Below are 15221 nucleotides of genomic sequence, written 5' to 3' on the forward strand. Positions count from 1 at the left end.
AAAACTACTCGGCGCTTTCAGAGTCAGATTTTTTCTGATTTGCTTCAAGTTCCGATTTTAGAGCTTGCAACTCTGAAATATCCCCTAAGGTAGTTTTTTCTATGCTAGAATTCAACTTTTTTACAACTTTTTGTGCGGATGATTTTGATTTTTTTTCTGCTTTTTCTTCAACAGCCTTTTTCTCATCCTCAAAAGTACGGCTATGCGAAACTATAATACGCTTAGCATTCTTGTTGAATTCTAACACTTTAAATGGTAGTTTCTCATCAACTTTAGCTGTAGTTCCATCCTCCTTAACTAAGTGTTTAGGAGTAGCAAAACCTTCAACACCATAAGGTAGTGCAACAACAGCTCCTTTATCGAAGATTTCAACTATAGTTCCCTCGTGAACAGAATCAACAGAGAAGATAGTTTCGAATACATCCCAAGGATTTTCTTCGAGCTGTTTGTGACCAAGGCTTAAACGACGGTTTTCCTTGTCAATTTCAAGCACTACTACTTCAATCTCATCGCCAATGTTGGTAAATTCAGCAGGATGCTTGATTTTCTTTGTCCAGCTAAGATCCGAGATGTGAATCAATCCATCAACACCCTCTTCTAGTTCAACAAAAATACCAAATGAGGTAAAGTTGCGAACTCTAGCTTTATGCTTAGAATTAACAGGGTATTTTTCCTCGATAGTAGTCCATGGATCTGGTTTTAGCTGTTTGATACCAAGCGACATTTTGCGCTCTTCGCGGTCAAGTGTAAGGATAACTGCCTCAACCTCATCGCCAACTTTTAGGAACTCTTGAGCAGAGCGTAAGTGTTGGCTCCATGACATTTCGGAAACGTGGATAAGCCCCTCAACACCAGGTGCAATTTCAATGAATGCACCATAATCGGCAAGAACAACAACTTTACCTTTAACCTTGTCGCCAACCTTTAAGTTAGGATCGAGCGAATCCCAAGGATGTGGTGTAAGCTGTTTTAAGCCAAGTGCGATACGTTTCTTATCATCGTCAAAGTCAAGAATAACAACATTCAGCTTTTGGTCGAGCTGAACAACTTCTTCTGGATGATTTACACGTCCCCAAGAGAGGTCGGTAATGTGGATCAAACCATCTACGCCGCCAAGGTCGATGAATACTCCGTAGCTGGTAATATTTTTAACGGTTCCTTCAAGAACCTGTCCTTTTTCAAGCTTAGCAATAATTTCTTTCTTTTGTTGCTCAAGTTCTTCCTCAATAAGAGCCTTGTGCGAAACAACAACGTTCTTGTATTCGTGGTTGATTTTAACAACCTTGAATTCCATCACTTTACCTACGAATACGTCGTAATCGCGGATGGGCTTAACATCAATTTGTGAGCCAGGTAAGAATGCCTCAATACCAAATACATCCACAATCATACCACCTTTAGTGCGGCACTTGATGTAACCTTTAATAATTTCGCCCTTATCAAAGGCCTCGTTAACACGCTCCCATGAACGAAGAACACGTGCTTTCTTGTGAGAAAGAACAAGTTGTCCTTTCTTATCTTCGGGGCTTTCAACATAAACCTCAACCTTATCGCCAACCTTTAAATCAGGGTTGTAACGAAACTCGTTGATGCTAATTACACCCTCAGATTTGTAACCGATGTTGACAAAAACTTCACGTTTAGTAATTCCAACAACGGTACCTTCAACCACCTCATTTTCAGCAATGGTTGATAGGGTTTGATCATAAACCTGTTCTAACTCTTTTAGCTGATTAGAATCATAGGTTTGATTTTCAGCATAAGAATCCCAGTCAAAATCAGGAATTCCAGCTTCTTGGTTTTTTAGCGGCTCTTTGGCCATTTCATCACTCATTGTCATTAACTTTCAAATTGTTAATTAGTTAGACATTATTTATAGATAAAAATCGAAATGCAAAAATACATAACTTTATTGAAAAAAATCAAATTTAACCAATTATTTTTTAATGATAATCAGCGCAAAAGAAGTTAAAGGGTATTATTTGAGCAAAAAATCTTACTTTTGTTTTAAACCTGTTTAGCAATATGAGAAAAAGAATTTTAATTACGGGAGGTGCAGGTTTCCTTGGTTCTCATCTTTGTGAACGTTTACTCCATATGGGAAACGAGGTAATTTGTCTTGATAACTATTTTAGTGGAAGCAAGCAAAACATTGCACATTTGCTTGCTAATCCATACTTTGAGCTTGTTAGACACGATGTAACGGTACCCTACTACGCTGAGGTAGATGAAATATACAACCTTGCATGCCCAGCATCGCCAATTCATTACCAAAAAAACCCTATTAAAACAATTAAAACCTCAGTCATGGGGGCGATTAACATGTTAGGGCTTGCCAAACGAGTAAAAGCAAAAATATTGCAAGCCTCAACAAGCGAGGTTTACGGCGATCCCGAAGTTCATCCTCAACCAGAGCATTATTGGGGTAACGTAAATCCAATTGGTCCTAGGGCCTGCTACGACGAAGGGAAACGTTGTGCAGAAACACTATTCACAAGCTACCATGCTCAGAATGGTGTGAACATTAGAATTGCTAGAATTTTTAACACATATGGGCCAAAAATGAGTTTAACCGATGGCAGAGTTATTTCTAACTTCATAGTTCAAGCCCTGTCAAACAAAGACATTACCATTTATGGTGATGGCAATCAAACTCGTAGTTTTATGTATGTCGATGACCTTATTGATGCTCTAATACTACTAATGGAAAGCAAAAGCGAAATACATTTCCCCATAAATATTGGCAGCACCCAGGAGTATAAAATGATAGATTTAGCTAAAAAAATCATTCAGCTAACAGGTAGCGAATCAAAAATAGTTTTTAAACCCCAAGTTGAAGATGATCCTAAACAGAGAAAGCCCGATACTTCATTGACACAAAAAGTTTTACCCACATGGAGCCCTAAAATAAGTTTGAACGAAGGATTAACAAGAACAATTGAGTATTTCAGGCAAGAAATAGAGAGACAGGGATGATAAAGACAAACTTATAATTGATACATATAGTTAATGAATTAAATTTGCAAAATTTCTAAAACTAAAACTATGAAAGGAATAATCCTAGCAGGTGGTGCTGGTACAAGGCTCTATCCCATAACAAAGAGCATCTCAAAGCAGATAATACCGATTTACGATAAACCTATGATATACTACCCCTTATCGGTATTAATGCTTTCCAATATTAGAGAAGTATTAATCATTTCTACTCCCAAAGACATACACCTATACCAAGATCTTTTTGGCGATGGTGGTCAATTTGGTTTAAAAATTGAATACGCCATACAGCCCTCACCCGACGGATTAGCCCAAGCATTTATAATAGGTGAAAAGTTCATTGGCAACGATAGTGTTTGCCTGGTATTAGGCGACAATATCTTTTATGGCGGAAATTTAACCCAGCTGCTTAACGAGAGTTCAAAGCTAACCGACGGAGCCATCGTTTTTGGTTATTATGTAAAGGACCCTCAACGCTATGGAGTTGCAGAGTTTGATAGTAATGGCAAAGTGATTTCGTTGGAGGAAAAGCCTCAAAATCCGAAATCGAACTATGCTGTAACGGGACTTTACTTTTATAGTAATGATGTTGTTGCAAAAGCAAAATCATTAAAACCCTCAAAACGCGGTGAGCTAGAAATAACCGATTTAAATCGATTATACCTTAATGAAGGCAGGCTAAATCTGAAAATCATGGGACGTGGGATGGCTTGGCTTGACACAGGAACCCACGAAAGCCTGCTGCAAGCTTCAAATTTCATTCAAACAATTGAGGATAGGCAAGGATTAAAAATAGCTTGCATTGAGGAAATAGCCTACAGAAACGGCTTTATTAACAAAGAGCAGCTGCTAAAGTTAGCCGATCAACTCTCAAACAACCAGTATGGACAATACTTATACAGAATTGCAAACGAAAAACATTATTAATCTACCATGGTAATTGAAGAAACAAAAATTCCTGAGATAAAAATTATTAAGCCAAAGGTTTTCACCGATAACAGGGGCTACTTTTTTGAGAGCTACAACCAAAAAACTTTTCATGCTTTGGGAATAGAAAATAATTTCATACAGGATAATGAATCGTTTTCTAAAAAAGGGGTTATTAGGGGATTACACTATCAGCTATCACCTTACGCTCAATCTAAGCTAGTTAGAGTGGTTAAAGGTAAAATATTTGATGTTGCAGTTGATATTAGAAAAAACTCCCCAACGTTTGGCCAATGGGTTGGTGTGGAACTTTCGGATGAGAACAAGCATCAGCTACTTATACCTAAAGGTTTTGCTCATGGTTTTGTTACCCTTAGTGAATATGCCATTGTAAACTACAAATGCGATGAGCTATACAACCCTGAGGCTGACCGTGGTATACGTTTTAACGATCCTCAAATAGGAATCGATTGGCTAATTGGATTAGATGAAGCAATCGTTTCTGCAAAAGACAATGTTCATCCTTATTTAAAAGATGCAGAGATTAATTTTGATTTCGGTACAACCTATTAATAAAATATGAAAGTTTTAGTTACTGGCGCTAATGGACAGCTAGGTAAAGCGATAAAAAAAGAATCGGTTGCATTTAGCAACATACAGCTAACTTATACCGATTTGGATGATTTTGATATTACGTCAGAGGCATCAATAAATAATGGCATAAGCAGGTTCAAACCTGATATCATTGTTAATTGTGCAGCTTACACAGCGGTTGACAAAGCCGAAGATGAACCAGAAAAGGCTTTTCTAATAAATGCAGAAGCCCCTAAACTACTGGCAGAGCATTGTAAGCAGAATGGCATTAGCATAATACATATTTCAACCGATTACGTATTTGATGGAAAAGGGAACACACCTTACACAGAAATTGATAAGGTTAATCCTATGTCTGCTTATGGCCAAAGCAAACTTAAGGGCGAAGAGAACCTACAGGATTATGATAACGCAATGATTATCAGAACATCATGGTTATATTCTGCTTACGGAAATAACTTTTTAAAAACTATTATCAAATACGGGAAAGAACGTACTGAACTTAAGGTTGTTTTCGATCAAACAGGTACCCCTACCCTAGCAAACGATCTGGCATTGGCAATTTTAAAAATTGCATCGAACCCAGATAAATATTTTGAAAAAGGGATATTTCACTTTTCAAACCAAGGTGTTTGCAGCTGGTATGATTTTGCTGTTGAGATAGCCAAACTTGCAAAGTTTAAAGCCAAAATAACTCCAATAACCACTCAAGAATATCCAACTAAAGCAACCCGCCCGCAGTACAGCGTTCTTAACAAAAATAAAATCAGCAATTTGCTCAATATTGAAATTCCATATTGGAGGAATAGCCTCTGTAAATGTTTTGATGAGCTATAATTAGGTGAAACAAAAAATATTTTGATATGCTTGATAAAGGCGTTTTGGAAAAAGCTAGACAATGGCTTAGCCCATCATTTGATGAAGAAACCAGGAAGAAGGTTAAGGAACTCATTGAGAACGACCCTAAAGAACTAACCGAGTCGTTTTACCGTGACCTAGAATTTGGCACAGGCGGATTACGAGGGATAATGGGAGTAGGAACAAACCGCATGAATAGGTATACCGTAGGTATGGCGACTCAAGGCTTAAGCAACTATTTAAAAAAGCATTTTGCCCAACTACCAGAAATTCGCGCAGCCATTGCCTACGATTCAAGGAATAATAGTCCGCTTTTTGCAGAGATTGCTTCAAAGGTCTTAAGCGCTAATGGAATAAAGGTCTACATTTTCGACTCCTTACGTCCTACCCCTGAGCTAAGTTTTGCTATAAGGACATTCAAATGCCATTGTGGTATTGTTATAACTGCCTCACACAACCCAAAGGAATACAATGGTTATAAGGTTTACTGGGAAGATGGTGGACAAATTGTACCTCCTCATGATAAAGGTATAATTGAAGAGGTTAAGGCCATTAACAACATAGAACAGGTAAACTTTAAAGGAAATGAAAAACTAATAGTACCAATAGGCAAAGAAATTGACGAAATATATCTAAATACACTATCAACCCTATCTCTTTCACCAGAAGTGATAAGACAATATTCTGAACTTCCCATTGTTTATACACCAATACATGGAACTGGCGTTAATTTAGTGCCTATGGCACTTAAAAAGTTTGGATTTAAAAATGTTATCACTGTTGAGGAGCAATGTAAGATTGATGGCAATTTCCCAACAGTAGCATCGCCGAATCCCGAAGAGCGGACTGCTATGCAGCTGGCCATAGAAAAAGCAAAAGCGTACTATGCCGAAATTGCAATGGCAACAGACCCAGACTCCGACCGTGTAGGTATTGGAGTTCGCAAACCAAACGGCGATTATGTGCTACTTAACGGAAATCAAGCAGCATCAATACTTATCTACTATATCCTAAACAAATGGCATGAGCACAACAAGATTTCGGGTAATGAGTTTTTGGTTAAGACAATTGTAACAACCGATTTGATTTCGGCTATTGCTCATGATTTTGGCGTTGACTGCTACGAAGTGCTTACGGGCTTTAAATACATTGCCGAAAAAATACGTGAGCAGGAAGGTGTAAAAAAATTCATTGCAGGTGGCGAAGAGAGCTACGGTTACCTTTATGGCGATTTTGTTCGCGATAAGGACGCTGTACTCAGCTGTGCCATGTTTGCAGAAATTACAGCGTGGGCTAAAAGTAAAGATAAAACTTTGCTAGATATACTTTATGAAATTTATACTAAATATGGCCTTTATAAAGAACACCTCGTATCGCTAACTCGAAAAGGAATAGATGGTTTAGCAGAGATTAAATCGATAATGGAGAAATTCAGGAGCAACCCACCCAAAGAAATTGGAAGTTCCAAAGTTGTAACCATTATCGATTACCTAAACCAAGTTTCAATTAATGTTCATACTGGTAAAGAATACCCAATAAACCTACCCAAGTCGGATGTAATGCAGTTTATCACTGAAAACGGAACGAAAGTTTCGGTTCGGCCATCGGGTACAGAACCAAAAATCAAGTTCTACATTAGCGTCAAAGGCCAACTTGATGAAGGTGAAGACATAGATACAGCATTTACAAGACTTGATAAGTCTATTGAAAATATTGTTACCGAGTTAAACCTAAAATAGATTAACCCATGAAATCGTACAGAAAAGAGCTATGGTTTGAAACAAGAAATCGACGTGAACTAATTAACATTACACCCGAAGTCAATGCTTGCCTTGCAGAAAGTGGCATAAAAGAAGGATTATGCTTGGTAAATGCAATGCATATCACCTCAAGCGTTTTCATAAACGATGATGAGAGTGGATTACATCACGACTTTGAGGTTTGGCTCGAAAAACTAGCCCCGGAAAAGCCTTACTCCCAATACAAGCATAACGGTTTTGAGGATAATGCCGATGCACATTTAAAAAGAACAATTATGGGACGAGAAGTTGTGGTTGCAGTAACCAATGGACAGCTTGATTTTGGCCCTTGGGAACAAATTTTCTATGGGGAATTTGATGGCAAACGTAGAAAACGAGTGCTTGTTAAGATTATTGGGGAATAGTATTACTTTTTCTTAATTAATGATAAGAGGCTACCGATTTTCGATAGCCTCTTATCATTTTAGGGGGATTAAATCTCCTTAGTTTTTCCTTTCAGCCATTTTGATAGTTCATCGGAAAGATGTGGCGAAAGTTTGCTATAAACCAGCTGATGATAGCTATTCAACCAATCTTTTTCTTTAGAGTTTAAAAGGTTAACATCAACAGCCTTTATGTCGATAGGGCACAACGTTAAGGTTTCAAAGCCCAAAAATGAACCGAACTCAGTGTTTTGTTTCTCAACACAAGCAATCAGATTTTCAATTCTTATACCATATTTATTAGGTTTATAGATACCAGGCTCATTGGACATAACCATTCCCTGCTCTATTGGCAAGTGATTTTCTGGTCTAATTTGCTGCGGTCCTTCATGCACATTAAGAAAATAGCCAACACCATGCCCAGTTCCATGACCATAATTTAATCCTCGCTCCCAAAGTCCCATTCGTGCGTAAGTATCGAGCTGTGAGCCTCTGGTTCCTCTTGGGAATTGAGCCATGGAAAGGCGAATCATTCCTTGAAGAACAAGAGTATAGTCGAGTTTTTCTTCATCGGTAGGCGTTCCAAGATGAATGGTTCTTGTTATATCGGTTGTACCATTCAAATACTGACCGCCAGAATCGACAAGCAAAAAGCCTTCGGGCTTTATAGCATATGCTGTTTCGGGCGTAGCGCTATAATGGACAATAGCTCCATGATCGGCATAACCAACTATGCTTCCGAAACTTTCGCTTACAAAATGTTTACGCTTACCCCTTAATTCTAAAAGTTTCTCGGCTACAGTAATTTCTGTAATCTCCTCATTACCAACACTATTCTCCAGCCAATAAAGGAATTCAACCATTGCTATTCCATCCTGAATCATGACATCTTGAATTCCTTCAATTTCCACAGTTTGTTTTCTTGCCTTTAAAGTTGATGCTAATCCAGGAGCCTCAACTATCTTTACTTTTTTGTGAATTTTTGAAAAAATCGCATAGTTAACCTTAGATGGATCAAGTACAACCCTATTCTTCTTTTTTAGCTTCTCTAATTTTGAAAATATTTTATCGTAAGGTTTAATAGTAACCATTTCATTTTCGAGAAACTGCCTAACCTCATCCGATAATTTACTCTCATCGACATAAAGAGTTGCTTTATCTTCCTCAACCACTGCATAGGAAAGGAAAACGGGATTATAATCGATATCCGAGCCACGAAGGTTGAAAGTCCAACAAATTTCGTCGAGCGAACCCATCATGTATGCAGTGGCATTCCTAATTAAAAGCTCTTTTCTTATCCTCCCAAGTTTCTCTTGAACCGACACCTTAGCAAACTCAATATCATGCACATAAACCTCATTTTCAGGGATGGAAGGCCTATCTTGCCAGATTTTCCCAACCAAGTCAATATCAAATTTTGCTTTAAACCCTTTTGCCTTAATGCTTTTATTCAGCTCCTTCTTATTTTGAACAGAAATAAGCAAACCATTACAACCTACAACAGAATCGGGTTGAAGGTTCAAGGCAAGCCACGATTGTATATCGGGCGTATCGGGCATTCCCATTTTGCAAAGTTCAATTCCAGTTCCCTTAAGCTGCATTTCAGCCTGAATGAAATAACGAGAATCAGTCCAAAGTGCTGCTTTATCTTTTGAAACCACTAGCGTACCAGCAGATCCAGTAAAACCAGAAAGCCATTCGCGCTCTTTCCAGTAATCTGGTATATATTCACTTAGATGAGGGTCGCTATGGAAAACAATATAGGCATCAACTCCAACTTTTTTCATTTGCTTACGAAGCAAATTAAGCCTATCAGGAATATTTGAACTCATGATTTTACAAGATTTGTAATTTGAAATCACAAAAATAGCAAAAGAAAAGGAATAATTAGCCGAGGAAAATCTCGATTACATTCAACAAGGCTTTAGGATCAATAGGCTTTGTGATGTAACCATTGCAACCTGCTGCCTGAGCCTTCAGCCTTTCTTCGGGTGCAGAATAGGCAGTTTGAGCCACCACTGGGATGTTAGGGTTAATCTGTTTGATTTCCATCGTAGCAGCATACCCGTCCATTACGGGCATTCTGATATCCATTAAAATTAAATCGATGCTTTTATTAAGGGAACTCACAAGTTCTACAGCCTCCTTTCCGTTTTTGGCCCAAAGCGACGATGCACCCCATGAATGAACTAGCTCTTTAAGTATTAAATAGTTTACCTCTTCATCCTCCACAATAAGAATAATGTTATTTTTATAGTCAACCAAAGTTGTCGTCTCTTGCTCCTCCTCATTATCCTCAAAAGATTCATCTACCTTTACATTTAAATCAAAAGCAACTTCAACTTTAATTTTCTCGTTCTCCTCACTAATACGAATATCACCTCCAAGTAAATCGATTATTCTGTTAGCTAAAATTACATTGAAATAGTTAATATTCCTAACTTCCTCACCAACAACCCCTTTAAGAGCCTCAATAATCTGCTCACGAACTGAGAGATCTATTGCAGATTCAACTTCGCTTATTGAAAAAATAACCTTTCCCTCAACAATTGAGTATCGAAAATCAATTGAACCAGCCTGTATTATTTTCGATAGATAATTGATATAAATAACAAATGCTTGTATAATTCTGCCAGAATCAGTATAAATTTCTAGAAAATCTGAATTTTCGGGTTTGGAAAATGTAACGATTACTGTATTACTACGAACCAAACTACAGCTTGATTTGGCAGCATCCTGCAATTCAACTAGAAGGTCGTTTATACATTGATTTGCTTTAATGATAGATATAGAATGATTAGCAACCCTAACATAATCCTGGAACTGATTCATTTGCTCCAAAATCTCATTACTCTGTTCCTGAATAATCTTTATAAAGTCTTTCCTCTGGGTTTCATCAATCTCTGTCAGCTCAAATAAATTACTAAAACCAAGTATTGAGTTTAATGGGGTGCGAACACTATGGCTTATATGCGTTATTAAATCATATTGTTCCGATATTTTCGATTTTAAAGTATCTATTTTGGCCTTTAACTCATTTATTTGGTTTACAATTGCTAAATGAGATGAGGTTAGTACTGCATACTCATCAATAACATCAGAATATATTTCTTTTGAGTTTTGGGATTTTATTATTAAGGTGCCACCGTAAACCCTATCATCTTTTATAAAACCTACTCCAAAGGTCTTTTCAACTCCAAAAATTCGTTCTAAATTTTTATATGAAACTACCGAGACTATTCCATCTAGCACTTCATTTATTGGAATTGTCAATTCCTTGGTATTAGAAGGAAGTAACGATCTTAGATTTTCTGAATCAAAAAATAACCTTCGGCCAATAGGATTCCAACCTAACTCATCAACTATTACTTTATAAGATTTTTCGTTTACTCCAGAAATGTCAACTATGGTCAGAAAATTATCATCATCATTGTAAGAAAAAACAACGGAGATTGCCTTAGGATACAACTGCTTAATCTCCTCATTAAAAGCTTTTAGTACATCTGACCCAGTTGTTAGTTTTTGAATTTTAAGGCTATACGCCTTTAGTCGCCCTAATGAATGCTCTAACTCCTTTACCCGACCTTGCAATTTTGCCTGTCCTGTAATATCACGTGCTGCAAATATGGTTGATTCCCTTTCGGTAGCGTCATCAATCACTTTCTTCCATAACAATATCAGCTCATCATCATTTTCTCTTTTAAAAGAAGTTGTTAGTTGTTTTGTGGTTTCACCTTTTGCCCAATCGTAAAACTTTGACCATTCGGTATCAGAAAAGAATTTTTTTAATATGCTGATTTGACAAGGGGAATTCTCAAAGCCAAATATTTTTGCAGCAAATCCATTCCAACCAACAACATTTTCATTTTTATCTATTTCCAAAAATGCTACTTGATGTCTGTTAAGTATCTTAGAAAACTTTTGCATGTTTATTGATTCATCATTTTCTGCCTCAATGTACCGATATAAAACACCTTGAAGAAATGATGAATCACGAACCTTTGCAAAACTCAACTTATAAGGAATCGACCTATAATTAAAGTTAATTGCTAACTCCTTACTATTTGACTGATTAATGAATACTTGCAGGTTCGACTTTAAACTCTTAAAGGTTTCCTCACCTAAATATTTCTTAAAATCATCAATATTCCAGAACTCATCACTACTTGAAAAATCATCGGGAACTGAAGTTTGCCAAGAAATAACCTCATCGACTGGATTATACCGAAAAGTGGCAAAACTCATGGCATCTAAGAAATCGTATTCACTAGAAGTATATTTTCCAACATCAATACTCTTAAACTGTCCAATAATGTATCGCTTACCTTCAGAAACGACTTCGTCTGTTAATGCGATTATCTTAACCCATTGCCACCCCTTACCTTCTTTAACTCTAAAATCGACTTCACGTTGTAAAGAAAAACCCTTTTTTAATCGGTTAAATGCTCTTTTTAACTTATCCTTATCGGTTTTATAAACTATTCCTAATAGCGTGTTAAACTCGAATTCATCTGATTCATTTGCTATCCCTAAAGTTTTTAAAACCTTTTTAGATACATGAATTTTATTTGATTCAGAATCCCAATACCAGAAACCAGCATTTAAGAATCTTTTTTCATTACTTAGGAAATGTTTTATAGAACGAGGTATATTATTGGGCATGCTTTCAGGCATAATAACTATTTCTAATGCTTTGTTTTTTTTGACTCAATAAATTTAAATTGATTTTGCAAATAATCAAAATTAACTCGATTTTTTAAACTAAATGCTTAGATAAACATCATAAGAGGTTGACTAATAATCAAAGTAGCTGTTAAAAACTTTTTAATAACTATTATTTAATTTTTAGCATATCAACTCAATAAGTTTTTTCTTTGTAAAAAAGAAAAGACCATAGAAATGATTAGCCGTAGAAGAGGTTTTAATACAGAAAAACTTAAACGGATTCATAGAAAAGAGATACTTTTTAACACCTGTGAAATTGAGGCAATAAACCAGTATTGCAAAAAATACAAGGTAAAGAACAAGTCAAAATTTATACGCGAAGCTATTATCTCAAAGGTGTTGAATCAGTTTGACCAAGACTACCCACGACTCTTTTAATCATTTTAAAAGGTAGCTTGAATTCTAACATTTATTCTGCGTGAGGTAAGATAGTTTGGGACAGCAAACTTGTAAGAATTACCTTCCTGATTAAATACTGTTTGTACCCAGAGGTAAGATACAGTATTATTAAAATTGAAAAGATTAAACACATCTATACCAACAGAAAGATTAGAAACTTTCCAAAAAGCATTTTTGCTTTTACCATTTTTAATAAATTCCTTCGAAAATCCTATGTCAAATCGCTTGTATGGTGGCATTCTAAAAGAACTTCTATAATCGTTTGAGTCGTCGGAAGTCATTGGCAAACCAGAACTATAAACACCTGTTAAGTTCACCTTAAAACTCTCATTCCCTGGGAGATAATCTTGCAGATATATCCCAATTGATACGGGCTGGTCTGTAGGGCGATAGTAGTAACCTGGATTAACCACTTGCCCATTCTCATCTACATAGCTGTCGGTAAGGTTATCTTCCTTGGTCCTTAGCAGCGAAAGGCTAACCCACGACTCGGCACCAGGGACCAGCTCACCATTTATCTTAACATCAATTCCACGCGCAAACCCCTTTGCAAGATTCTGGCCCGAATACCTTAGCCTAACATTATCAATACTATATGGTATGAGGTTTTTGAGCCATTTCTGATATAGCTCTAGGCTAAATCGGAATGGCCTACCCCAAGCTGTAAAGTAGTATTCCAAACCAGCCAATGCGTGTATGGATTGCTGCGCCTTTATTTTGGTGTTCAACGTTCCATCGGGCAATCTCACCTCTCTATAAAAGGGCGGTTGGTTGTAATACCCAAAAGCTACATGATATTGAATCCAATTCTTATCTACATTATTGAAATCAAGAGAAAACCTTGGGCTCAAAAGCAGCTCATTGTTAAATGTCCAATAGTTGAATCTTATCCCTCCAATCGCCTTATACTCCCAACTACCAATACTAAAACTTAATCGTGATTGAGCAAACCCCATATACCTATAAGATTCAATATCAGACAAGGCGCTATAAAAATTATTTATTCCAACCTCTTGTCCGTTGTAGGGAATTGCATATCCCGACGAATCTACAAGCCCCCACTCCAATCGTTCGTCGCTCATGAATTCACGCTGTAGTTGCACCCCAAATTTTGTAATTATTTTATCATACCGAACCTCACCTATAGCCTTAATGCTTGATACGTTCAAGTTAATTAAATTCCGAGCATGGTCTAAGAATCCACCAATTCCTACATTAATAAGGCTATCGCCATAGGTTTTAGAACCCATAGAATTATCGAGTTCATTAAGATAGTACTGTCCCAGCAAATCGTATGTTTCACGTTCCGTTGAATAATATGATGAAGCAATAGCTTTAACATTAAAGTTAGGACTAACCTGGTACTGAGCAAACAAAGCACCTAACGAAGATAAATACCTATCCTGTTCTTTCCCATCATAGTATATTTTCAGCTGCAACGTATTATTAAACACTCCGAAGTTGGTTTCCCTCTCCCTCGGTAGGAAATTGAATTGATTAACCGACACGTTACCAAGAAATCCTAAACTAAATCTATCGGAAAATCTTTTTTTTACCACCCCCTGCCAATCGAAAAATGAAGGATTATAATCGCCTTTGGTTTCAAGTGAGTTTAGCAGATATTTTGAAGTTTTATATCGAACACCTGTAATGAAAGATAGCTCATTGTTAAACGCAAGGCCTTCAATGGTTGCCGATGAGCCAAGCAATCCTCCGGTAACCTTAGCAGAAGTTTCTTTTGGCTCCCGATACTTCACATTTAATACTGATGACATTCTATCGCCAAATTCTGCATTAAAGCCACCCGAAGAAAATTCTACCGAACCCACCATGTCGGGATTTATAAAGCTAAGACCCTCCTGTTGAGCCGAACGAATTAGGAAAGGCCGATAAACCTCAATATCATTAACATATACAAGATTCTCATCAAAATTACCGCCTCGAACGCTATACTGCGAACTCAGCTCGTTTGATGAAGCCACCCCTGGCATTAGCTTTAAAAGAGACTCAAATCCACCCGAAATGTTTGGGGCTCCGGTAAACTTGTCTATACCTATTCGTTCCATATTTCCAGCAACGCGTTGGCCAGAACGCACGTATACCCCTTCTATCTGCTTTTGCGATGGATATAAAACGACACTTAAGGGCTTTAGCCCTTTTTGGCGTAAATCTATCTTAATACTTTCTGTTTCATAGCCAAGATATGTGATGGTTAACGTAACCGAATCAGCACTTGATACATTAATGGAAAACCTACCATTCCTATCGGTTGAAACACCTTTAAAGCTATTCTTTACAATAACACTTGCACCTTGAATTGGATGATTAAGAGAATCTACAACTGTTCCAGTAATGAGAACACTTTTTTCCTGTCCCTTCCCATTAAAAACCATTAAAAAGGTTAGTAAAATAACCGCAAAAAACCGAAAAGAATTTGATTGTTTATTTAACATTAACATAACCATTTTCAGCCCCAAAGGTAGCAATCGTATCAATTATGATAAATGATTAACTCAAAAACTTTACCTTTATTGTGCAATTA

Annotated in this window: 11 protein-coding genes; 7 read left to right on the top strand and 4 right to left on the bottom strand. The window is 36.9% G+C overall.

Annotation, left to right across the window (positions count from 1 at the left end; all coding sequences use genetic code 11):
* Nucleotides 1–4: 4 nt before the first annotated feature.
* On the bottom strand, nucleotides 5–1834 hold the full coding sequence (gene rpsA, locus FHG85_RS07935) for a 30S ribosomal protein S1 (protein WP_173076824.1): 1830 nt from the start codon (nucleotides 1832–1834) through the stop codon (nucleotides 5–7).
* A 191-nt stretch (nucleotides 1835–2025) separates the two neighbouring features.
* Between rpsA and FHG85_RS07940 the strand changes: the two genes are divergently transcribed.
* The 6 genes from FHG85_RS07940 (at nucleotide 2026) to FHG85_RS07965 (ending at nucleotide 7537) form a co-directional block, all read left to right on the top strand.
* On the top strand, nucleotides 2026–2976 hold the full coding sequence (locus FHG85_RS07940) for a UDP-glucuronic acid decarboxylase family protein (protein ID WP_173074702.1): 951 nt from the start codon (nucleotides 2026–2028) through the stop codon (nucleotides 2974–2976).
* Between the two features lie 69 nt (nucleotides 2977–3045).
* Nucleotides 3046–3921: a glucose-1-phosphate thymidylyltransferase RfbA gene (rfbA, locus tag FHG85_RS07945; protein ID WP_173074704.1), complete on the top strand. Its 876-nt coding sequence runs from the start codon at nucleotides 3046–3048 to the stop codon at nucleotides 3919–3921.
* A gap of 6 nt (nucleotides 3922–3927) precedes the next feature.
* Nucleotides 3928–4494: a dTDP-4-dehydrorhamnose 3,5-epimerase gene (rfbC, locus tag FHG85_RS07950; protein WP_173074706.1), complete on the top strand. Its 567-nt coding sequence runs from the start codon at nucleotides 3928–3930 to the stop codon at nucleotides 4492–4494.
* Nucleotides 4495–4500: 6 nt separating this feature from the next.
* On the top strand, nucleotides 4501–5352 hold the full coding sequence (gene rfbD / locus FHG85_RS07955; RefSeq protein WP_173074708.1) for a dTDP-4-dehydrorhamnose reductase: 852 nt from the start codon (nucleotides 4501–4503) through the stop codon (nucleotides 5350–5352).
* Between the two features lie 26 nt (nucleotides 5353–5378).
* Complete coding sequence (locus tag FHG85_RS07960; protein ID WP_173074710.1) at nucleotides 5379–7112, top strand: phospho-sugar mutase; 1734 nt, start codon at nucleotides 5379–5381, stop codon at nucleotides 7110–7112.
* Nucleotides 7113–7120: 8 nt separating this feature from the next.
* Nucleotides 7121–7537 (top strand): secondary thiamine-phosphate synthase enzyme YjbQ, encoded by a 417-nt coding sequence (locus FHG85_RS07965; RefSeq protein ID WP_173074712.1) that lies wholly within the window; start codon nucleotides 7121–7123, stop codon nucleotides 7535–7537.
* Between the two features lie 68 nt (nucleotides 7538–7605).
* On the opposite strand, the gene FHG85_RS07970 is transcribed toward FHG85_RS07965, so the two are convergent.
* Together FHG85_RS07970 and FHG85_RS07975 are read right to left on the bottom strand one after the other, a co-directional pair.
* The gene (locus FHG85_RS07970; RefSeq protein ID WP_173074714.1) at nucleotides 7606–9387 is read right to left on the bottom strand and encodes an aminopeptidase P family protein; all 1782 of its coding nucleotides are present in this window, start codon (nucleotides 9385–9387) and stop codon (nucleotides 7606–7608) included.
* 55 nt (nucleotides 9388–9442) lie between these two features.
* A complete protein-coding gene (locus FHG85_RS07975) occupies nucleotides 9443–12229 on the bottom strand; it encodes a response regulator (RefSeq protein WP_173074716.1) in 2787 nt (928 codons plus the stop codon).
* 225 nt (nucleotides 12230–12454) lie between these two features.
* Between FHG85_RS07975 and FHG85_RS07980 the strand changes: the two genes are divergently transcribed.
* On the top strand, nucleotides 12455–12658 hold the full coding sequence (locus FHG85_RS07980; RefSeq protein ID WP_173074718.1) for a hypothetical protein: 204 nt from the start codon (nucleotides 12455–12457) through the stop codon (nucleotides 12656–12658).
* 5 nt (nucleotides 12659–12663) lie between these two features.
* On the opposite strand, the gene FHG85_RS07985 is transcribed toward FHG85_RS07980, so the two are convergent.
* Entirely contained in the window at nucleotides 12664–15132 is a 2469-nt protein-coding gene (locus FHG85_RS07985) for a TonB-dependent receptor (RefSeq protein ID WP_173074720.1), read from the bottom strand.
* Nucleotides 15133–15221 lie beyond the last annotated feature (89 nt).

This window comes from Tenuifilum thalassicum, from assembly GCF_013265555.1.
In the GTDB taxonomy this organism is placed as follows: Bacteria; Bacteroidota; Bacteroidia; order Bacteroidales; family Tenuifilaceae; genus Tenuifilum; species Tenuifilum thalassicum.

Coding starts and splice junctions, on each gene's coding strand:
- rpsA (WP_173076824.1), bottom strand. CDS start 1,834: ATGAGTGATGAAATGGCCAAAGAGCCGCTAAAAAACCAAGAAGCTGGA.
- rfbA (WP_173074704.1), top strand. CDS start 3,046: ATGAAAGGAATAATCCTAGCAGGTGGTGCTGGTACAAGGCTCTATCCC.
- FHG85_RS07970 (WP_173074714.1), bottom strand. CDS start 9,387: ATGAGTTCAAATATTCCTGATAGGCTTAATTTGCTTCGTAAGCAAATG.
- FHG85_RS07975 (WP_173074716.1), bottom strand. CDS start 12,229: ATGCCTGAAAGCATGCCCAATAATATACCTCGTTCTATAAAACATTTC.
- FHG85_RS07960 (WP_173074710.1), top strand. CDS start 5,379: ATGCTTGATAAAGGCGTTTTGGAAAAAGCTAGACAATGGCTTAGCCCA.
- FHG85_RS07965 (WP_173074712.1), top strand. CDS start 7,121: ATGAAATCGTACAGAAAAGAGCTATGGTTTGAAACAAGAAATCGACGT.
- FHG85_RS07940 (WP_173074702.1), top strand. CDS start 2,026: ATGAGAAAAAGAATTTTAATTACGGGAGGTGCAGGTTTCCTTGGTTCT.
- FHG85_RS07985 (WP_173074720.1), bottom strand. CDS start 15,132: ATGTTAAATAAACAATCAAATTCTTTTCGGTTTTTTGCGGTTATTTTA.
- rfbC (WP_173074706.1), top strand. CDS start 3,928: ATGGTAATTGAAGAAACAAAAATTCCTGAGATAAAAATTATTAAGCCA.
- rfbD (WP_173074708.1), top strand. CDS start 4,501: ATGAAAGTTTTAGTTACTGGCGCTAATGGACAGCTAGGTAAAGCGATA.
- FHG85_RS07980 (WP_173074718.1), top strand. CDS start 12,455: ATGATTAGCCGTAGAAGAGGTTTTAATACAGAAAAACTTAAACGGATT.